The sequence below is a fragment of the Salicola sp. AFF1 genome, assembly GCF_056783195.1.
The window spans coordinates 208,561-227,303 of record NZ_JBXAYL010000002.1 but is presented as its reverse complement, the minus strand read 5'-3'; the positions used below and the strand labels follow the sequence as shown (position 1 = coordinate 227,303).

18 protein-coding genes and 1 tRNA gene are annotated in these 18,743 nt (G+C 62.5%); 8 read left to right on the top strand and 11 right to left on the bottom strand.

Translation table 11 applies throughout. The annotated features are described in order from the left end of the window. Nucleotides 1-12: 12 nt before the first annotated feature. Together AC1RQI_RS02400 and AC1RQI_RS02395 are read right to left on the bottom strand one after the other, a co-directional pair. Nucleotides 13-444, bottom strand: coding sequence for a PaaI family thioesterase (locus tag AC1RQI_RS02400; RefSeq protein WP_416634985.1), 432 nt, complete (start codon nt 442-444; stop codon nt 13-15). Then, complete coding sequence (locus AC1RQI_RS02395) at nt 441-917, bottom strand: PaaI family thioesterase (RefSeq protein WP_481903517.1); 477 nt, start codon at nt 915-917, stop codon at nt 441-443. The genes AC1RQI_RS02400 and AC1RQI_RS02395 overlap by 4 nt, the downstream gene beginning before the upstream one ends. 78 nt (nt 918-995) lie before the next feature. Between AC1RQI_RS02395 and AC1RQI_RS02390 the strand changes: the two genes are divergently transcribed. Next, nucleotides 996-2,285: a M48 family metalloprotease gene (locus tag AC1RQI_RS02390; RefSeq protein ID WP_481903516.1), complete on the top strand. Its 1,290-nt coding sequence runs from the start codon at nt 996-998 to the stop codon at nt 2,283-2,285. Here the strand turns inward: AC1RQI_RS02390 and AC1RQI_RS02385 are convergent. Continuing rightward, the gene (locus tag AC1RQI_RS02385) at nt 2,268-3,173 is read right to left on the bottom strand and encodes an alpha/beta fold hydrolase (RefSeq protein WP_481903515.1); all 906 of its coding nucleotides are present in this window, start codon (nt 3,171-3,173) and stop codon (nt 2,268-2,270) included. The genes AC1RQI_RS02390 and AC1RQI_RS02385 overlap by 18 nt on opposite strands. A gap of 151 nt (nt 3,174-3,324) precedes the next feature. On the opposite strand from AC1RQI_RS02385, the gene AC1RQI_RS02380 reads away from it, so the two are divergent. Both AC1RQI_RS02380 and AC1RQI_RS02375 read left to right on the top strand, forming a co-directional pair. Continuing rightward, on the top strand, nt 3,325-3,873 hold the full coding sequence (locus tag AC1RQI_RS02380) for a hypothetical protein (RefSeq protein WP_416634989.1): 549 nt from the start codon (nt 3,325-3,327) through the stop codon (nt 3,871-3,873). Beyond that, nucleotides 3,870-5,051 (top strand): iron-containing alcohol dehydrogenase, encoded by a 1,182-nt coding sequence (locus AC1RQI_RS02375; RefSeq protein ID WP_416634990.1) that lies wholly within the window; start codon nt 3,870-3,872, stop codon nt 5,049-5,051. The genes AC1RQI_RS02380 and AC1RQI_RS02375 overlap by 4 nt, the downstream gene beginning before the upstream one ends. Here AC1RQI_RS02375 and AC1RQI_RS02370 read toward each other — a convergent pair. Genes AC1RQI_RS02370 through AC1RQI_RS02360 form a run of 3 tightly spaced genes read right to left on the bottom strand, consistent with a single transcriptional unit; the run spans nt 5,048 to nt 7,951 of the window. Further along, on the bottom strand, nt 5,048-6,013 hold the full coding sequence (locus AC1RQI_RS02370; protein ID WP_481903514.1) for an ArsA family ATPase: 966 nt from the start codon (nt 6,011-6,013) through the stop codon (nt 5,048-5,050). The two genes, AC1RQI_RS02375 and AC1RQI_RS02370, sit on opposite strands and share 4 nt — an antisense overlap. Next, nucleotides 6,004-6,267 (bottom strand): cory-CC-star protein, encoded by a 264-nt coding sequence (locus AC1RQI_RS02365; protein ID WP_416634992.1) that lies wholly within the window; start codon nt 6,265-6,267, stop codon nt 6,004-6,006. Before AC1RQI_RS02365 ends, AC1RQI_RS02370 begins: the two co-directional genes overlap by 10 nt. Next, on the bottom strand, nt 6,257-7,951 hold the full coding sequence (locus tag AC1RQI_RS02360; RefSeq protein WP_416634993.1) for a carbon starvation CstA family protein: 1,695 nt from the start codon (nt 7,949-7,951) through the stop codon (nt 6,257-6,259). The genes AC1RQI_RS02365 and AC1RQI_RS02360 overlap by 11 nt, the downstream gene beginning before the upstream one ends. A gap of 128 nt (nt 7,952-8,079) precedes the next feature. Here AC1RQI_RS02360 and AC1RQI_RS02355 point away from each other — a divergent pair, with 128 nt between their 5' ends. Continuing rightward, nucleotides 8,080-8,676: an Hsp20/alpha crystallin family protein gene (locus tag AC1RQI_RS02355; RefSeq protein ID WP_416634994.1), complete on the top strand. Its 597-nt coding sequence runs from the start codon at nt 8,080-8,082 to the stop codon at nt 8,674-8,676. A gap of 77 nt (nt 8,677-8,753) precedes the next feature. Here AC1RQI_RS02355 and gabT read toward each other — a convergent pair whose 3' ends face one another. The 3 genes from gabT to AC1RQI_RS02340 form a co-directional block, all read right to left on the bottom strand. Continuing rightward, a complete protein-coding gene (gene gabT, locus AC1RQI_RS02350) occupies nt 8,754-10,031 on the bottom strand; it encodes a 4-aminobutyrate--2-oxoglutarate transaminase (protein ID WP_416634995.1) in 1,278 nt (425 codons plus the stop codon). A 74-nt stretch (nt 10,032-10,105) separates the two neighbouring features. Further along, complete coding sequence (locus AC1RQI_RS02345; protein WP_481903513.1) at nt 10,106-12,592, bottom strand: ABC transporter permease; 2,487 nt, start codon at nt 12,590-12,592, stop codon at nt 10,106-10,108. Beyond that, the gene (locus AC1RQI_RS02340) at nt 12,589-13,290 is read right to left on the bottom strand and encodes an ABC transporter ATP-binding protein (protein ID WP_481903512.1); all 702 of its coding nucleotides are present in this window, start codon (nt 13,288-13,290) and stop codon (nt 12,589-12,591) included. Before AC1RQI_RS02340 ends, AC1RQI_RS02345 begins: the two co-directional genes overlap by 4 nt. A gap of 29 nt (nt 13,291-13,319) precedes the next feature. Between AC1RQI_RS02340 and AC1RQI_RS02335 the strand changes: the two genes are divergently transcribed. After that, on the top strand, nt 13,320-14,003 hold the full coding sequence (locus AC1RQI_RS02335; RefSeq protein WP_481903511.1) for an arylesterase: 684 nt from the start codon (nt 13,320-13,322) through the stop codon (nt 14,001-14,003). On the opposite strand, the gene AC1RQI_RS02330 is transcribed toward AC1RQI_RS02335, so the two are convergent. Continuing rightward, on the bottom strand, nt 14,000-14,977 hold the full coding sequence (locus AC1RQI_RS02330) for a YheT family hydrolase (protein ID WP_481903510.1): 978 nt from the start codon (nt 14,975-14,977) through the stop codon (nt 14,000-14,002). The genes AC1RQI_RS02335 and AC1RQI_RS02330 overlap by 4 nt on opposite strands. 247 nt (nt 14,978-15,224) lie before the next feature. Between AC1RQI_RS02330 and AC1RQI_RS02325 the strand changes: the two genes are divergently transcribed. The 3 genes from AC1RQI_RS02325 to AC1RQI_RS02315 all read left to right on the top strand — a co-directional run bounded on the left by AC1RQI_RS02325 (nt 15,225) and on the right by AC1RQI_RS02315 (nt 17,372). Beyond that, a complete protein-coding gene (locus tag AC1RQI_RS02325; protein ID WP_481903509.1) occupies nt 15,225-16,175 on the top strand; it encodes an esterase/lipase family protein in 951 nt (316 codons plus the stop codon). Nucleotides 16,176-16,235: 60 nt separating this feature from the next. Next, on the top strand, nt 16,236-17,276 hold the full coding sequence (locus AC1RQI_RS02320; RefSeq protein ID WP_481903508.1) for a lipase secretion chaperone: 1,041 nt from the start codon (nt 16,236-16,238) through the stop codon (nt 17,274-17,276). Nucleotides 17,277-17,296: 20 nt separating this feature from the next. Beyond that, nucleotides 17,297-17,372, top strand: a tRNA-Asn gene (locus AC1RQI_RS02315). Nucleotides 17,373-17,389: 17 nt separating this feature from the next. Here AC1RQI_RS02315 and AC1RQI_RS02310 read toward each other — a convergent pair. Next, nucleotides 17,390-18,688: a M18 family aminopeptidase gene (locus AC1RQI_RS02310; protein WP_481903507.1), complete on the bottom strand. Its 1,299-nt coding sequence runs from the start codon at nt 18,686-18,688 to the stop codon at nt 17,390-17,392. Nucleotides 18,689-18,743: the final 55 nt, after the last annotated feature.

Here is an 18,743-nt window from a genome sequence, read left to right as displayed (position 1 = left end):
CACCCTGTCGCATCAGTCCATGATGAAATGCGCCCGGGCCGTGGCGATGGGCTTACGCCGTGACTGCTGCCAGGCGGTGACAATCACGTTCGCCACCCGATTGCCCTGGCGGGTCAGGTGGCATTCACAGAACGTGTCCCTGTCCAGCCCGGCACGCAGATAATCCAGGGAGAAATCCACGATCCGGGGCAGTCGTGGCGTCTCCTGGGACATCATCAGCGAGATCATGGCGGCCATCTCCAGGAAGCCGCCAATCACGCCTCCGTGGATGGCGGGCAGTATGGGGTTACCCAGGTTGTCATCGCTACGCGGCAGCCGGAAGACCACTTCGTCGCCGAAGGTCTCGCATTCCATTCCCAAAGTGCACGCATAGGGGACGGCCTGGATCAGGGCCTGGTAATCCCCTTGCTGAAGCGCTTCCCGCATCTCATCGGACAGACTCATTCGTCCGACCCTCCCGTGATCAGGTCGCGATAGGCCTTGGGCGTCGCGTCCGGGCCAATCCGCATGAAGGTGCCCACACAGTGGGCAATGGTCTGTTCGGGATCGGCCTGGTAGGTCTCGCAGCGGGTGAACACGATGTTGTTGGTCACCCGATAGGCCCTCGCACGTGCGTAAACCGGGTGTCCGGGCTCGGCGGCCCGCATATAATCGACCCGCAGATCGAGCGTGGGGCACAGCTCAAACTCGGGCAGCGCGCAGATCACCACTGTTCCGGACGCGGTGTCCATCAGAGTGGTTATCGCTCCCCCATGAATCACGCCGGTTTCAGGGTTGCCCACAATGGCCTGGGAATAGGGCAGCTCCACAACAAGCTCGTTGTCCGTAGCCGACAGGGGCCGGATGCCCAGATGCTGGCAGTGACGCAGTGTCCCGATGAAGCGCGAGACCCTGCCAAAAAGGGTTTCATCATTCATGGCATTTTTGCAATCTGCACGGAATCCAGCGCACTATAACGAAAACACGACCCCATTCACAGACGAGGTACCCCGACCATGCGGCGTCTTACCCACGCCCCCATCCTTCTGGCCCTGATGCTTTCCGTGCTTGCCACCACCGGCTGTGGCGTCAACCCGGTCACAGGTGAGCGCGAACTGCGCCTGGTGTCGGAATCCGATGAACTCAAGATAGGCCGACAGCAGTACCAGCCCACGGTCCAGACCCAGGGCGGGCGCTACTACCGCGACAAGGAACTCAACAATTACGTCGCGCAAGTGGGCCAGTCACTGGCGGAAGTCAGTGACCGCCCCGACCTCCCCTATGAGTTCACCGTCATCAACAGCGGCGTCCCCAATGCCTGGGCCCTGCCCGGGGGCAAGATCGCAATCAACCGGGGACTGCTCACCGAGCTCGAGAACGAGGCGCAGCTGGCGGCGGTCATGGGGCATGAGATCGTGCACGCGGCCGCCCGCCACAGCGCCCAGCGCATGCAGCGTGGCACCCTGATCAATCTAGGCGTGGCCGGCATCGGGATCGGCCTGGGCCTGAGCGACAACGAATACGCCGGTCTGGTGATGGGGGGCGCCGCCCTGGGGTCCCAGCTGATCATGGCGCAATACAGTCGCAGCCACGAACTGGAGTCCGACCGCTACGGCATGCAGTACATGGCCGAGGCCGGCTACAACCCGGAAGCCGCCGTCCAGCTCCAGCAGGTCTTCGTAAAGCTCTCGGAGAAGGAACAGAGCAACTTTGTTACCGGGCTTTTCCGCTCCCATCCACCCTCCCAGAAGCGGGTGGAAGCCAACCGTCGGATCGCGGATAAACTGGGCCGCCAGGGCCGCTTTGGGGAAGAGCGCTACCAGCACATGACCGCCGGTTTGCGGGAAAGCGCTGATGCCTACGAAGCCTACAGGCGGGCGCGCAAGGCGGCCGGCGAGGGTGATTCGGAACAGGCCCTGGCGCTACTGGAGCAGGCGATCAAGCAGGTCCCCGATGAAGCCGCCTTCCATAATCTGCGCGCGGACATCCGCAGACAGCAGGACAAGCCCGAAGCCGCACTGACATCCTACAACCAGGCGGTAGAGCTGTACCCGGCAATGTTCAGCTACCGCATCGGCCGTGGGCTGACCCACCAGGAGCTTCAGGATTTCGAGGCTGCGGAGCGTGACCTTAAGGCCTCACTGGAAGTGGTTCCAACCAGTATCGCCTACCTGGGGCTGGGTGACGCCGTCGCCGCCCAGGGCCAGACCAGCGACGCCCGCCGGTACTACAAGAAGGCCGCGCAGGACGAAGGGAAAATCGGAGAACGTGCCCGCCAGCGCCTGGAGTCACTGAACGGGGGCTAACGCCGCCCGTACCCGTTCAACGGCGGTTTCCGGGGTCTGCTGCATAAAGCAATGCCCCCCCGGCAGTGACTCCGCACTTACATGCGGGTTGAAGCTCACCCACCGTGCCACGGACTCACGCACAAAATCGTAGGTGCTGTCACCGTGGATGACATGGGTGGGCGTACGCAGCTTCTTCATGGCCCGCCACAACCCAGCTGGATAACCGGCAAAGATGGCTGCTTCCAGTTCCGGCGGGCACCGCAGCGCCACCTCGCCACTGCGCTCCTCCAGAGCGTGATCCACATAGGCCCGAAGCGCCTCCGGTGTCCAGCCCTTGAACATACCCCGCCCCTCCAGGCTTTCAAGGGCGGCGGCGCGGTTCGGCCATACGCGTCGGCGCTGCCGCGTCCGCCTGGAAAAGCCATTGTTCTGCCAGAGTCCCAGCCAGGTGCCAATGCGCATCACCCACAGCATCCGCCGCGTAAAGATGATTGGATCCAGAAGCACTGCCTGGTCAAACAGGGCCGGGTCGCGATCCATCATCAACAGGCTCATGATGCCGCCAAAGCTGTGGCCCATGGCGTAATGGCGCTGGCCACTCCAGAGGTGAGCGAACGCCCGCCAGGTTTCTTCGCACAGCTCCGAGGTCCGGTTCCACCCCAGAAAATCCCCATTGGCCTCGCTGGCTCCATGGCCCTGGATATCGCTCAGGAAGAGGTCATAATCCCTGGCAAGGCGCTCCAGAAGCGGCAGATAGACCAGGCCGTTGTAACCATTGCCGTGGATGAAATGCACCACCGGCCGGTTACTGGGCTGCGAATGCCAGCCTGTCACCAGGTGCCCCGCGCTGGTGCGGCGCTCCCAATACTGCAACCCGGAAATCGGGGCTGATGCCGTTTCTGCCAATGGCTTCTCCTCCCGTTCTGGATACCCTGTCATCAACTCAGGCGCTGTGATACAACAGGCGTCGAACAATTCTTCAGGTGGGCCCGCGCACGGTGGCGTAGCCTACCACGTTCAAACCGCAACCGCTCTATGACTCAGGGAATCGATCACAATGGTTCGAGAACGTTTGAGACCCCTGGCTTCACAGGCCAAGCGCGCCTATGTCCAGCTGATGCTGGACGTCGTCGGTCGCGCCCTGGAAGCCATCAGTGAGGTAGACGACCGGGTGCGCAATGAAGTGGCCGCGCTCCCCAACGGTTTTCTTTTCTCCATGCAGGTGATGCCGAAAGGTCCCGCCCTCTACATGCGCAGACAGGGCGACGGCAGCCTCCAGTATCTCGGCGGGAACATCGCCCAGCGCCCGGACCTGAGCATCCAGTTCAAACACCTGCATCACGCCTTCCTGGTGCTGTCGTTCCAGGAAAAAACCGCCCAGTCCTTCGCCAACGATCGCATGGTCGTGGACGGTGACCTGGGGTACGCCGTGCGCATGACGCGCGTTCTCAACCGCCTTGAGACCTTTATCCTGCCGCGGCTGGTGGCGTCACGCGCGGTGAAGGAATACCCGGATGATCTGGGGCTGCCCGAGAAAGTCTTCAGCGCGGCCCGGATCTATCTGAAAGTGGCAATGAATTTTGTGGACACCGTGAGGTCATCATGAGCTATTACGAATTCTTCTGTCCGGTCAAGGTCATCGCCGGCCAGGCGGCACTGGAGCACCTGCCCTACGAGTTCAGTTCGCGCGCGGTGGAGCGGCCCATGGTCGTCACCGACAAGGGCGTGCGTAACGCGGGCCTTCTGGACAAGGTCCTGGCGGCGTGCGAGGAAGGTGGCATGGACATCACCGTCGTCTATGACGACGTCCCCTCCGATTCCTCCAAACAGACCGTCACCGCCATCGCCCAGGAATACCGCAAGCAGCAATGCGACGGCATCCTGGCCATCGGCGGGGGCTCGCCGATCGACACCGCCAAGGCCGTGAACATCCTGGTTTCCGAGGGTGGCGACGACATCGCCCAATACGCCGGTTCCGGCGTCCTCAAACGGCCCCTCAAGCCGTTCATCGTCATTCCGACCACGGCGGGCACCGGCTCCGAGGTTACCAACGTAGCCGTGATCGCGGACACCGAGAAGGAAGTCAAGCTGCCTTTTGCCTCTGGTTTCATGCTGCCGGATGCCGCAGTGATCGATCCGCGCATGACGCTCACCCTGCCGCCACAGGTAACCGCGGCCACCGCCATGGACGCCATGACCCATTCCGTGGAGGCCTTTACCTGTCTGGCCAAGAACCCACTCAGCGACGCCTATGCAGCGGCAGCGATCAAGAAGATCAGCAACAACCTGCTGAAGGTGATGGACAAACCAGACGATGCCGAGCGTCGCCTGGAGCTGGCCCAGGCCTCGACCATGGCCGGCATCGCCTTCTCCAACTCCATGGTGGGGCTGGTTCACGCATTGGGGCACTCACTGGGCGCCGCCTGCCACCTGCCTCACGGCCTGTGTATGAGCCTGTTCCTGCCCTATGTGCTGGAATACAACCTGGAAGCAATCCGTGAACCATTAAGCGAGCTGCTGCTGCACCTGGCGGGCCCCGAAATCTACGCCATGACGCCGAAGAGCCAGCGCGCCGAGGAATCCATCGCGACCATCCGGAAACTGCGCGACGACCTCCACCGTCACTGCCAGCTGCCGCGCACGCTTCAGGAAACCGGCAAGGTGGAAAAGGGCCAGCTGGACCGGATCGCACAGATGGCCATCGACGATGGCTCCATCATGTTCAACCCCAAGGAGGCATCACTCGAGGATGCCCGCGCGGTCCTGGAGAAGGCCTGGGCCTAGAGCGCCTCGGCCAGTTCTTCAAGCCCCTGGCCACGACTGATATCGGTCGTGGCCAGGGGCAGCTGAACCATCTTCAGGCGAGGAAAGGCATTGCGGGTTGCGGCAATGTGCTCCGCTTCCGAGGCACGCCGCTGGCGGGCAAAGTCACCGTCCGCGCTCTCGGGCAGAATGCGGTTGAGGATCAGGGTGTCCACCCGGACGTTCACCTCACCCAGGGTGGCCACCATGCGCCGGGTTTCTTCCCGCGACAGGCGATCCGGGTTCAGGACCGGGATGAACCGGGTCCGGTTGGGATCCCGGAGCCGGTCCCGCATGGCCGTATAGCGGTCCCGCCGCGCAGCCAGTATCCGCGCGGCCCGGTCCTCCGGACGCCCTTCCTCCCCCTGGAGGGCACTGCTGGTGTCCACGGCCTCACGGCGTTTTGCCAACAGGGCGTCCGTCCAGCTCCGCATCACTTCCGGAAGCTGGAGTAACTGGAGCGTGTGACCAGTGGGCGCCGTATCGAACACGATCCGGTCATACTCGTGTTCATTGTCCAGGGTCACGCGCACCAGTTCATCCAGCAACGCGGCCTCTTCGGCCCCTGGGGCCCCGGCAGCCAGCGAGGCCTGGTGTTCCGCCGCCTCGCGCACTTCCGGGCTGGCCAGATCCCTCAGGTTCTCACGGACCTGGTTGATGTAACGCTCCAGGGCCTGGGCCGGATCCAGTTCCAGTGCCTGCACGCCCCTGGCCACCGGTCGGGGTCCATCCCCCAGCGAGACGAGCCACAGGTCGCCCAGGGAATGGGCCGGGTCGGTGGAAATGACCAGCACCTGTTCCCCTTCGCGGGCCCTGGCGAGCGCGTAGGCCGAGGCACAGGTGGTCTTACCGACCCCGCCCTTGCCGCCCAGGAACACCAGGGAGGCGCCCTCCCCGGTAGCCACCGGCTCGGATCGTTTCCGGAACAAACGCCCTAGCAGCAACGGATGCCCTCCAGCGGGGAGTGTTCCATTCCCATGCGCTGGTGCCAGTCATGGAAGTCCTCCAGCATGAAAGGCACCAGCTCAAGCGTGTAGAACGCGGCGGGATTGGGGACCCCGAGCGACTCGGACAGGACCATGAGACGGAACAGATCGTCCTTGCGGCGCTGGGCACGGCGCTCAATCCGGCGATAGGGCGCCTGGTACATCTCGTCATAGAACGCGAGCAGGCGCCGGATCCCTTCCCTAATCATCATTGGAATCCACCAGCTGGGCCGGCTCACGCTTCTGGCGTACCGCGTTGACCCCCTCCAGAACCAACCAGATGTTGAGTACAAAGATGAGGCCGCCGATCACCACCAGCAGCATGTTGCCATCCCGCAGGAAATTGCCGATATTGATGATCATGCTCCAGGCGGTCATGACGCCCACAAACAGGAAAGGCACCAGGCTGTAGATGATGGGTCGCCCCAGGTGCCACAGAATCAGCGTCAATACCAGCAGCGAGAGCCCGGCCGTCAGCTGGTTGGTGGTCCCGAAAAGCGGCCACAGTACCATGCCGCCAGCCCCCGGATTGGAGGGGTCCGCAAAGAACGCCAGGGCGGCACAGCTCAGAAATACCAGCACAGTCGCAAAGTTGATGTTGCCCAGCGCCGGCAAACGGTACTGGCGGCCGATCTCACCCAGGATGAAGCGCTGCAGCCGCATGCTGGTGTCCAGGGTAGTGGCGGCAAAGGCCACCACCATCATCGACATGAAGGTGGTGGCCACCTCTACCGGAATGCCGAGGTTGTTCACGTGGTTACCAGCGCCCTCAACGAAAGCCGCAATGCCCTGACTGCTGGCCTCGGCCCAGGAACCGTAATGGCTGTTCCATTCCGCAACGCTGCCAAAGCCCGCCGCTGTGGCGAGTATGGCCGCAACTGCCAGCAGCCCCTCGCCGGTAGAGCCCAGGTATCCCACGAAACGGGCATCCGTCTCATGGCGCAGCTGCTTGGCGGAGGTCCCGGAACTGACCAGCCCATGGAATCCGGAAATCGCACCGCAGGCAATGGTGACGAACAACAGCGGCAGAATGGGCGGTGCATCCTCGGGTACGGCAGTGTTGTACATGGGCGCCACAATCTCAGGCCGCCCCACAAAAACGCCCAGATAAACCAGGGCAAGGCAGATGAACAGAAGATGGGAATTGATGAAATCCCTTGGCTGAAGGAGCAGCCAGACCGGCAGGCGTGATGCGATGGCGCCATAGCCCAGCATGATCAGGACCCACCAGGCCGTGCTGGAATAGCCGCCCATTTCTTTCGGCAGCTCAAGGGGGGCCAGTGTGCCCGCATAGACCAGGAACAACAGCACAACCAGCCCCACCAGCGACGGCACCACTATATGCCAGTGACGACGATAGACCAGGAACCCAATGGTGATGGCGATCGGAATCTGAAGCCAGTATGGCAGCACGCTCTCCGGAAAGGAGGAAAAGAGGGTTCCGATGGCCACGGCAAAGACCGCGTTCACCATCAGCAGAAGGAAGAAGATGATCAGCAGGAACAGCATCAGCGCACGCGGGCTGATGACATTGCGGGCAATCACACCCACCGACTGGCCGCGGTTGCGGACCGAAGCCCAGAGCGTTCCGAAGTCATGGATCCCGGCCATGAAGACAGTGCCGATCAACACCCATGCCAGGGCCGGTCCCCAGCCCCAGATCATGGCAATAGCCGGCCCAATGATCGGGGCAGCCCCCGCCACGGAAGTGAAGTGATGGCCCCAGAGGATGAACTTATTGGTGGGCACGAAGTCCACTCCATCCTCATAACGCCGCGCCGGTGTCCGGTAATCCGGACTCAGCTGGAACAGACGTTCAGCAAGGAAACGGGAATAATAACGGTAACCCAGAAAAAAGACGGCAAATGCCATCAGTGCCATCAGCCAGCTTGTCACGCGATCCTCCTGTGATGCCCTGTGAATGGGTATACAAGACGGCCTGGAACCTTAACCGGTGGAGCCGCCGGGTGTACAGGCCGCCCCTTGAAACAGCGGTCTACGCTCTGCACATCTAAGGATAGAAGATGATGACGAATTACGTAGAGGAGGTGATGCTGATGGACCTGAAAAAAATGTCCCCCTGGAACTGGTTCAGAAAGGAACAGGAGCAGGCCCGCGAACAGCAGCAGATGAATACCATGCCGGCCAACCGGGAGGGAAATACCCAACCCGTTTCAAGTGGCGACCCGGTCATGAGCCTGCATAACCGGATGGACCGGCTCTTTGACGATTTCTATCGCCAATTCGGACTTTCTCCCTGGCCACTGAGCGGCGGGAACCTTGATGAAGGATTCTTCCGGCCATCGGTGGACATTAAGGAGAACCAGGACCACTACACCCTTCACATTGACATGCCTGGTGTCGAAAAGGACGACGTGAAGGTGGAAGTGGATGGCGATGCGCTGGTCATCCGGGGCGAGAAACAACAGGAACGGGACGACAGCGACGACAACTACCACTTCGTGGAACGCCGTTATGGCGCTTTCCAACGGATCCTTGATCTACCGGCGGACGCCAAGCCGGACGATCTCAAGGCCAAGTTCCGCAACGGCGTTCTGACCGTTACCATTGGCCGCGATCCGGAACACACCGGAGGCGCCCGGCAGATCGAAGTGGAGTAACGCCGGAGGCAGGATCCACAACGACCAAGGGGCTCCCGCAGGAGCCCCTTTTTTTCAGGTATCGACCGGAAAGCGCGTCAGCCGTGAACTTCGGCCAGCGCCTCCTCGATCATGCCAAGGCCCTCCTCAAGTACGTCGTTCTCAATGGTCACCGGCATCAGGAAGCGCAGCGTGTTGCCGTACATGCCGCAACTGAGCAGGATCAGACCCTTTTCCTTGACCTTGCCCACGATGGCCGCCGCCATATCAGCGTCCGGCTCATGGGTATCCCGGCTCTTAACCAGCTCAAAGGCCGCCATCGCGCCCAGGCGACGCACGTTGTCCACGTGCGGGAAGCGCCGGTGCCAGTCGTTGAAGCGCTCCTCAAGCCGCGCGCCCAGGGCACGGCTCTTGCCAAGAATGTCCTCTTCCTCGAACACATCAATGGCCGCCATGGCCGCGGCACAGGCCAGCGGGTTACCGGTGTAGGTTCCGCCCAGGGAGTTACCTCCCGAGCTGTCCATGACGGAATCAGTGCCAACCACGGCCGAAATGGGCATACCATCGGCCATACTCTTGGCCATGGTCATCATGTCCGGCTCAACATCACTGTGCTCAATGGCGAACATCTTGCCGGTACGGCCGAAACCGGACTGGACTTCATCCACGATCATACAGATACCGTGCTCATCACAGATGGAGCGGATCTTCTGAAGGAATTCCGGTGACGCCGCGTAGAAGCCGCCCTCGCCCAGGACCGGCTCAATCACGATAGCCGCGGTATGCTTGGGGGCTGAATCCGCTTTGAACGTGGCTTCAAGGCCACGCAGCGCTTCTTCCTCGCTCACGCCGTGATAGGGCACCGGGTAGGGGGCCCGGAAAACACCGCCCGGCATGGGACCGAAATCGGTCTGATAGGGGTGAACCTTGCCGTTCATCGCCATGGTCATGAAAGTCCGACCGTGGTAGCCGCCGGTAAAGCAGATGACATTGCTCCGCCCGGTGCTGGCCCGCGCGATCTTGACGGCGTTTTCCAGAGCCTCGGCGCCGGAATTGGCCAGGAAAACCTTGCCATGACCACGTACCGGCGTAATGTGGCTCAGCTTTTCAGACAGCTGTACATAGGGGGCGTAGGGCATCACGGTCTGGCAGGTGTGCATCAGGTTATCGAGCTGGCCCTTGACCGCTTCCACTACCCGGGGATGACGATGGCCCAGGTTGAGAACGCCGATACCGCCTGCAAAGTCGATCATGCGCTTGCCATCCGCGTCCCAGACCTGCGCGTTCTCCGCGTGGTGCGCGAACTGCTTGTTGGGGCTCGCGCCACCGGCGGCAACGTATTGTTCCTTCAGAGCCTGAAGCTGCTCATTGTTCATCGAATCTCTCCCTCCAGGAATTTGGGGAATAACGCCTTACAGTATGACGACTTGGTCGCACTTTTTCCACGGGGCTACCCCTCAAGCCGGCGCAACAGCAGCATGGGCGAGACGTTCAGCACCGGTGACAGCTGCCATCGCCCCAACAGGGACAGGACAAGGGCACTGATGCCAGGCAGGACCAGCCAGAGTTCCAGGTGCAGGCGGAAGCTGCCTTCAAAAAGCCGGTACTGCAGGGCCCAGACAACCAACTCCGCCGCCAGAACCCCGAGAAAACCGGCGATCAGCCCCATGAGTGCGAATTCCAGCATACCGCTGCCCACCAGCAGCCCCCTGCGCGCCCCGAGGGTGCGCAACAGGGCGCCCTCGCGCTGTCGGGCGCCCAGGGTGGCACTGACCACAGCGGCCATCACCAGCAGCGCTGATACCAGAATCATGCCGAGCAGAGCCTCCATGGCATGCGTCACCTGGGCGATGATCCCCCGTATACGATCGATGAAATGATCCACCTCAAGAATGGACACCGCCGGGAACCGCCGCCCCAGGTCATTAAGCAGATCCTTGCGCCCCTCTTCCAGGTGGAAGCTGGTCAGCCAGGTAGCGGAGAAACCATCCAGCTTGCCGGGCGCGAACACCATGAAGAAGTTCGGCCGCATACTCTCCCACTGAACACGGCGCACACTGCGCACTGCGGCCGTCACCTCCCGGGCACCGATCCGAAAGGTCAGCTCATCCCCGATCGACAGCCCCATTTCCGCAAACAGCTCGGCCTCAACCGACACGCCCTCACCGCCGGTACCATCCCACCATTGCCCCTTTTCGAGCCGGTTGTCAGAAGGCAGTTCCGCCATCCAGGTGAGGTTGAGGTCGCGGTTCAGGGCGCCGATCTCTTCGTGCTTCGATACCGCCTGCTTCACCGGCTCGTCATTGATCCGCACCAGGCGACCCCGGACCATGGGATACAGGGCCTCAAATCGCATGCCGTGCTCTTTCAGGAAGGACCCAACGCTGTCCACTTTCTCCGGGGCGATATTGATCAGGAAATGGTTGGGGGCGTCCTCGGGCAGCTGGCGATGCCAATCCTCGAGCAGCGCGGAGCGGGTCAGGAAGAGCGTCGCCGCCAGCGTCAGGACCATGGCAAAGACCGACATCTGCGCCAATCCAGAACGCCGGTGACGGTACAGCGCCACCAGTGCCAGCCGCCAGGCGCTACTGCCACCACGAATGCGCCCCAGCACACTCACCAGGGCGGCGGAAAGCAACGCCAGTACCGCCAACAGCGCCGCCAGCCCACCCAGAAGCGCCAGCACCAGCCAGACCTCGCCACTGTAGAACCATAACAGCCCGAAGATGGCCACCACCGCGACCACAAGATCCAACAGGACCCAACGGCCCTGCTCACCCGGGGCGCTGCGCAGAACCTGCATGGCGGTAACACGCCGCAGGCGCTGGATCGGGGGCCAGGCGAACGCAAACAGGGCGACGAAGGCCGTGACCAGCGCCGGCAGCAACGCCGCCGGGTTGAACTGCCAGGCCACCGGGGTCTCCAGAAAACGGTTCGCGACCTGGGCCAGTACCACGAAAAGGGGCAGTGCCAGCAGCAGGCCAAGGCCGGTACCGACCACGCCCCAGAGGCCCAGGCGCAACAGGTAGAGCCGGCTTATGGTGCGGCCGTCCAGCCCCAGGGTCTTGAGCAGTGCAACTGTGTCGCGCTGGCCCAGCGCGTACTGGCGGCTTGCAACAGCGACCGCGACCGCCGCCAGTAACACCGCCAGGCTGCCGCCCAGCATCAGGAAGCGTTCCGCCCGCTCCAGCGCCTGCGACACCCCGGCCTGGCCGTCCTCCACACTGCGCCAGCGCTGCCCCTCACTGAGCTTCGGCGCAAGCCACTCGTGAAAATCATTGAGAGCCGGCTCCGCACCCGCATACAGATGCCGGTAGGTCACGCGACTGCCCGGCTGAACCACACCGGCTGCCTCCACATCCCCCTGATGCATCATGACCCTTGGCGCCAGCGCCGCCAGATCAAAACCCGCATCCGGTGACCGCACCAACACGCCGGCAATACGCAGCCGCACGTCGCCTATTCCAACCCGGTCCCCCGGCTCGACATCGAGCAATCTCAGCAGCCGCGCGTTCACCCACACCTCCCCTTCTCCCGGGCCATGGGCAACCGTTCGTCTTGGCGCGCCAGGGGTCGCCTGGATTTCCACCTCGCCGCGCAACGGATAATCCCCGTCCACAGCCCGGACGCGCACCAGCTCCATGGATTCTTCGCCCTGGAGCATGGTCGCAAACGAGATTTGGCGCGCTGTGGCAAGATCACGATTGGCCGCTTCCCGCAGAAACCGCTCCGGCAGGGGATGTGAGGCCTCGAGCTGACGATCCGCCGCCAGGAACTCGGTTGCCGAGTTGGTAAGGGTGCGTTGCAGGTGCTCTGCGAACAGGCCGATGGTCGCCACAATAGCGACCGCGACCATAAGCGATGCCAGCACCACGCGCACGTCGCGCTGGCGCCAATCCCGCCGCGAAAGCCAGCTGAGCCGGTGAAAACCGCTCATGAAACCGCCCCTGCTGATGTCTCCAGCAACTGGCCAGCATCCATGCGCAACCGCCGGCTACAGCGCCCTGCCAGTTCCTCGTCATGCGTCACCAGTACCAGCGTGGTCCCTTGCTCGGCATTGAGCGCCATCAACAGGTCCGCAATCTGCTGCCCCGTGGTCGTATCCAGGTTGCCCGTGGGTTCATCCGCGAACAATACAGCCGGATCAGCAGCGAAAGCCCGGGCGATGGCCACCCGCTGCTGCTCGCCACCGGACAGCTGTCGGGGGGTATGCCCCAGGCGATCCCCCAGCCCGACACGCTCCAGCAGCTCCTTCGCCCTCCCTGAAGCGCCCTGGACATCCCCGAGTTCCAGCGGCAGCAGCACATTCTCGAGAGCGCTCAGGCTCGGCAGCAACTGGAATGACTGGAACACAAACCCCACCCGGTTGGCCCGAAGCCGGGCGCGACTGTCTTCATCCATGGCACTGATGCGCTCACCAGCCAGGTCCACAATCCCACCGGTGGGGAGGTCAAGACCCGCCAGGAGCCCAAGCAGTGTGGTCTTGCCCGATCCGGAACGGCCCAGGAGTGCTACCGACTCACCTTCGCGCACTGTAAGGTCAATATCACTCAACAGCGTGAGCCGCCCACTCCCGAGCCCAACCTGGTGACTCAGTCCCTTTGCCCTTATGATTACGTCAGTCGCGTCACTCACCCATGATCTCCGGTTGTTCAATGACAGTGATGGATCCTAGTGACCACGCCCAGCGTGGTACACCATTCAACAATACGCTCCGCAACGGTTGCGGTTCATTCCCCGCCGCCGTGGTTCTGGCCCTGATGGTGGCCCTCATGCCCGGGCTGGCGCTGGCGAAGACGCTGGTGGTCTATGGCGACAGCCTGAGCGCCGCCCACGGCATTGCCGAAGAAGATGGCTGGGTCAGCCTGCTGGAGCAACGCATGGCCAAGCAGACGCCGGAATGGGAAGTCGTCAATGCCAGTATCAGCGGTGAGACCACTGACGGCGGCCTGCGCCGGATCGACCGGATGCTGGAGAGCCAGTCTCCGGAGCTGGTTATTCTGGAACTCGGAGGTAACGATGGCCTTCGCGGCAAGGATCCGGCCACCATTCACGCCAACCTCGCAACCATGGTAGAACGCATCCGCGCTGACGGCGCCCGGGTGCTGCTGGTGGGCATCGAGATTCCCCCCAATTACGGACGCCCCTATACCAAGGCCTTCCGCCAACAATACCAAAAGCTGGCACAAGAGAAGGCACTGACGTTTATCCCCTTTCTCCTTGAGGGTATCCATAACCGCAAGGGCATGATGCAGAAGGATGGCATCCACCCCACTGCCAGGGCTCAGCCGCTGATCCGGGACCGTGTCTGGAAGGCCCTGCGCCCGCTACTGCAACAAGCGGACTAATCCAGTGACTCGAGGAACCGCATCGCCCGCCATTCAGACCAGTAGTGGCCGTTGCGCTCGTCACCGACAAACCCCACATGGCCGCCATGACGCGGCACTTCCAGCCTCAGCCAGCGATTGGCCCGCACGGCGTCGTGGGGGTAACTGTCAGCGCTCAGGAACGGATCATCCGCGGCATTGACGATCAGGGCCGGCACCCGGATCCCATCGAGGAAACGGGTGCTGGAACAGCGGTACCAGTAATCCTCGGCACTTTGGAACCCATGCAGCGGCGCGGTGTACTGTTCGTCGTATTCCGCAAAGGTCCTGATCCGGTCCAGGCCATCCAGCGGCACCCGATCCGGGAAGAGCTCATGCTTGGCGCGGATCTTGACCCTTAGATCCTCCATGAACCGGTTCATATAGAACCGGTTGGCGGGTTTCGCCAGCTCACGGGCACTGCCCGCCAGGTCACAGGGGACCGACAGAACCGCCGCGCCCCGGATACGGGCATCCAGTGATGCCCCCCGCTCCCCCAGATACACGAGCGAGACGTTCCCGCCCATACTGAAACCACCCAGCACAACGCTGTCGTAGGCCGGCAGGACAGACAGCGCATGATCAACCACCAGCGACAGGTCATCGCTCGAACCACTGTGGTAGAAGCAGGGCTGACGATTGATCTCACCACTGCAGGAACGGAAGTTCCAGGCCAGCACATCCCAGCCACTGGCCAGTGCCGCCTGTGCCATACCCAACATGTAAGGACGACGGCTGTAGCCCTCCAGCCCGTGGCTGAGCACCAGAAGGCGCCCATTACCGCGCTGGTACCAGTCCAGATCGAGAAAGTCATCATCCGGCGTCGCCAACCTCTCGGTGGCGTCCGGGACCAGGCTGACCCGGCGGAATAGTGAGGGCCACACCGTCTGCAGGTGGGGATTACGGAGCCACAGGGGTGGCCGGAAAGCAAAGTCACTACGGTTTTTCTGCGTCATGGGAAGCGAGTGTATCGGCTGCCCCCTCCCTCCCGGAAGGGCTTTTGGTCCGCCTCTACTCTGTGAACTCTGTCACCAGATTACATAACATCCAGCTTGCTGGCCCCTCAGCCCGCCTCAATCGCGCTGCAGCCAATACCGCTCATCGCCTTCCTCTGCTTGTATGAATTTTGGACAAAGCGTGCAAAAACCAATGCCCCTTTCGTCCCCAAAACGGTTATTCGACCAACAACAAAAGGAAACCGATATGACCTTCTGGAAGCAGACCGCAACCGTGTTCACTGGCACCGCCTTCGCCCTCACCCTGGGCGCTCAGGATGCAAACGCCAGCTGGCTGCACGACCTCTTCAACTGGGACAACGGGGAACCGGGTTACACCGAGACCCAGCATCCGATCGTCCTGGTCCACGGGCTCTCCGGCTTTGATAACCTCTTCGGCATTGTCGACTACTTCAACGGTATTCCGGGCGCGCTGGCCGAGGATGGCGCCGAGGTCTATGTCCCCCAGGTCTCCGCCGCCAATTCCACCACAGTGCGAGGCGAACAGCTTCTGGACCAGGTCCAGACCATCGTTGCCACCACGGACGCCGATAAGGTGAACCTCATCGGCCACAGCCACGGTGGTCCGACCGTGCGTTATGTCGCCGGTGTAGCCCCGGATCTGGTTGCCTCCGCCACCAGCGTGAGTGGCGTCAACTGGGGCACGCCGGTCGCGGATGCCGCGGCCAGCGGTGAGCTGGACGCGCTGGGCGATATCGTCTTCAGCATCGTGGACAGCGCCTCCGGCGGCGATCTGCCCCAGGACACCGGAGCCGCCATTGAATCGTTGAGCACTGCCGGCAGTGTCGCCTTCAACCAGGATTTCCCTGCTGGGGTTCCCTCGGAGTACTGCGGCAACGACGGCGCCTCACAGGTGAACGGCGTCCACTACTACTCCTGGGGTGGGGACGTCATCAAGACCAACCTGCTGGATGCCAGTGATTCCCTGCTTGCCGCCACCGGCACCTTGATCGACGAGCCCAACGACGGCCTGGTTCCGGCGTGCAGTATGAAGCTGGGTGAGGTTATCGGTCTTGGTTATGACCTCAACCATCTCGACACGGTGAATCACCTGTTCGGCATCACTTCCGTCCACGCGGCGGACCCTGTCCAGCTCTACCGCCAACAGGCTAACCGGCTCCAGCAAGCCGGGCTCTGATCGGCCATTCCGGACCACATTCCGGCCCTTCACGGGCCGGAATCACAGGAGGTCTCTGTCATGAGCATCAAGCGAGGCATCTGGGCCGCAACCATTGCCGGCATCGCCGCACTGGGACTCACCCTTTTCGGCCTGCCCTCACCGGAAACGCCCGAGGCTCCCCATCGGGAAGGCTCGGTAACGACCCTCAAGCGCGGGGCCGACAAGGAGCAGCCCACCCCCAACACGACACCCGCCCCAAGCGGCGCCCCACAACTCCCACTGGATGACACGGTCAAAGGCATTGCCATTGACGGCGCCATCCGGGTGGACATGAACGGCAACCTGATCCACAACCGGGATCTGCGCCGTTTCATGGACTTTTTCATTGGACTGACCCGTTCTCCTGACGATGAGGCCGCCATGCGTCAGCGCATGCGGAATGCCATGAGCGACAAAGGCGTGCCTCCGGCGATACAGGACGAGGTGATGACGGCCCTGGACGACTACCTGGATTATCGCGAGGCTGCCGCTCACCTTGAAACACGGATGGGCAAGGTCAAGGCGGACGAGGCACGCCAGGTGCTCAAACGACTGGCGCAACTGCGGCGCAATCACCTGGGGGAAGCCATGGCCGAAGGCTTTTTTGGCAAGGAAGAACGGCGGATCAAGAACCAGCTGGCCCGACAGCGGATCCGGGAGGACCCCAATCTCAGTACCACCGAGAAGCAACAACGCCTGCAGGCGCTTGAAGCCAACCTGCCGGACCATGTCCAGAAAGTGCGGGACCGCTCGCGCACCTACGCCAACCTACGCGAGACAACCCGCCGCATGCGCCGGGAGGGTGCCAGCAAGGCGGAAATTCAGGCCCTGCGCCAGAAGGCACTGGGTGCCGAAGCGGCGGAGCGTCTGGCCCAGCTGGATCACCAGCGCGCACAATGGCAACGCAAGCTGGCGCGTTACCAGCAACGTAAGCAGCGCATTGAAGCGAATGATAACCTGACCAAGGCGGACCGGCAGAAGGCACTGGAGCAGCTGCGCTCGGAGCATTTTGACTCCCAGGCCCAACGCCGGCGCGCCCAAGCGCTGTCGCGGATTGACGCCCCGGAGCAGGATGGGTAGCATACGCTTTCTCCTGCAGCTCCCCGATAGCTCAGTTGGTAGAGCACCTGACTGTTAATCAGGTTGTCGCTGGTTCGAGCCCAGCTCGGGGAGCCATTTCCCTTCTTTTCTCTTCAGTCCCACAGACTGTCCAGATCAAAATAACGACGCAGCACGCGGTAAAGCGCATGAGCGTCACGGGTACCGGCCATCTCCCGGATCGAGTGCATCGCAAGCTGGGGAACACCCACATCCAGGGTGCTCACACCAATCCCGGCGGCGGTCAGCGGCCCAATGGTGCTGCCACAGCCCATATCAGAACGCACCACAAAGGTCTGGCAGGGAACCCCGATTTCACCACTCAGGTGCCGATAAAGGCCACTGGTACGCGTACTGCTGGCATAACGCTGATTACGGTTGATCTTGATGACCGGGCCCTCATTCATCACTGGTCCATGGGCCTCATCGTAGTAATCCGGGTAACTGGGGTGGATGGCGTGGGCGTTATCCACGGACATCATCATGGAGCGCGCGAGCGCGCGGTGACGATCCTCGCCCTCGACCCAGCGCTGCAGAACGGACTCTAGCAAGGGGCCCTGCGCGCCCTCGGCGGTCATGCTGCCCACCTCCTCATGGTCGTTGAACACCGCCAATGCCGGCTGTGAGCCATCCGACGATACCAGCGCCTGAACCCCGAGCCAGCAGCTCAGCAGGTTGTCCAGTCGCGCGGAGGTAATGAACTCGCCAACCATGCCCACCTGTGCCGGCATCTGGGTATCGTAGAGACAGATCTCGTGCTCCAGGATCCGGCGCAGACGGATCTCCGGTTGATCCGCCCGCAGCTGTTGCGCCAGAAGCTGCTCGAAATCCGTATCCGGGTGCTCCGCCGTCAGCAGGGTCACCGGAGGCAGATGCTGCTGGCTGTTGATGCTGCGGTTGCTGTTGGCTTCCCGGTCCAGGTGGATCGCGAGCGACGGAATCACGGCCACGGGCCGGCGGAAGTCCACCAGGGTGTCCTGTCTCCGACCCTGATCGTCCTCATAGGTAACACGACCGGCCATGGAAAGATCCCGGTCAAACCAGGGGTTAAGCAGGGCCCCGCCGTAAACTTCAACGCCCAGCTGGAGGCAACCATTACGCCGGATTTCCGGGTTGGGTTTGATGCGCAGGCAGGGGCTGTCGGTATGCGCCCCCATCATACGCCAGCCAGCCTCCGCCGGCGGGCGCTGGCCGGTGTGGAAGGCCACCAGCGCCGAGCCATTGCGCACCACGTAATAGCCCTGGCCTGGTTCCAGCGACCACGGCTCGCCCTCGTTCAGCTGCTGGAAACCGGCGGCATCCAGAACGCCCGTCAGATTGCTCACGGCATGCCAGGGTGTTGGGGACCGCCCGAGGAATTCGAGCAGGCCCTGGTTGAAAGTGTTCAGTTCCATTCGGACTCCCGTCTGCGTCTCGCCTCAGAAAGTGTGCGGGTTTACCATTGGGCCT

Bases quoted from the DNA above. Each gene is read 5' to 3' on its own strand.
- AC1RQI_RS02400 (WP_416634985.1), bottom strand. From the start codon at position 444: ATGAGTCTGTCCGATGAGATGCGGGAAGCGCTTCAGCAAGGGGATTAC.
- AC1RQI_RS02395 (WP_481903517.1), bottom strand. From the start codon at position 917: ATGAATGATGAAACCCTTTTTGGCAGGGTCTCGCGCTTCATCGGGACA.
- AC1RQI_RS02390 (WP_481903516.1), top strand. From the start codon at position 996: ATGCGGCGTCTTACCCACGCCCCCATCCTTCTGGCCCTGATGCTTTCC.
- AC1RQI_RS02380 (WP_416634989.1), top strand. From the start codon at position 3,325: ATGGTTCGAGAACGTTTGAGACCCCTGGCTTCACAGGCCAAGCGCGCC.
- AC1RQI_RS02375 (WP_416634990.1), top strand. From the start codon at position 3,870: ATGAGCTATTACGAATTCTTCTGTCCGGTCAAGGTCATCGCCGGCCAG.
- AC1RQI_RS02365 (WP_416634992.1), bottom strand. From the start codon at position 6,267: ATGATGATTAGGGAAGGGATCCGGCGCCTGCTCGCGTTCTATGACGAG.
- AC1RQI_RS02355 (WP_416634994.1), top strand. From the start codon at position 8,080: ATGATGACGAATTACGTAGAGGAGGTGATGCTGATGGACCTGAAAAAA.
- gabT (WP_416634995.1), bottom strand. From the start codon at position 10,031: ATGAACAATGAGCAGCTTCAGGCTCTGAAGGAACAATACGTTGCCGCC.
- AC1RQI_RS02345 (WP_481903513.1), bottom strand. From the start codon at position 12,592: ATGAGCGGTTTTCACCGGCTCAGCTGGCTTTCGCGGCGGGATTGGCGC.
- AC1RQI_RS02335 (WP_481903511.1), top strand. From the start codon at position 13,320: ATGGATCCTAGTGACCACGCCCAGCGTGGTACACCATTCAACAATACG.
- AC1RQI_RS02330 (WP_481903510.1), bottom strand. From the start codon at position 14,977: ATGACGCAGAAAAACCGTAGTGACTTTGCTTTCCGGCCACCCCTGTGG.
- AC1RQI_RS02325 (WP_481903509.1), top strand. From the start codon at position 15,225: ATGACCTTCTGGAAGCAGACCGCAACCGTGTTCACTGGCACCGCCTTC.
- AC1RQI_RS02320 (WP_481903508.1), top strand. From the start codon at position 16,236: ATGAGCATCAAGCGAGGCATCTGGGCCGCAACCATTGCCGGCATCGCC.
- AC1RQI_RS02310 (WP_481903507.1), bottom strand. From the start codon at position 18,688: ATGGAACTGAACACTTTCAACCAGGGCCTGCTCGAATTCCTCGGGCGG.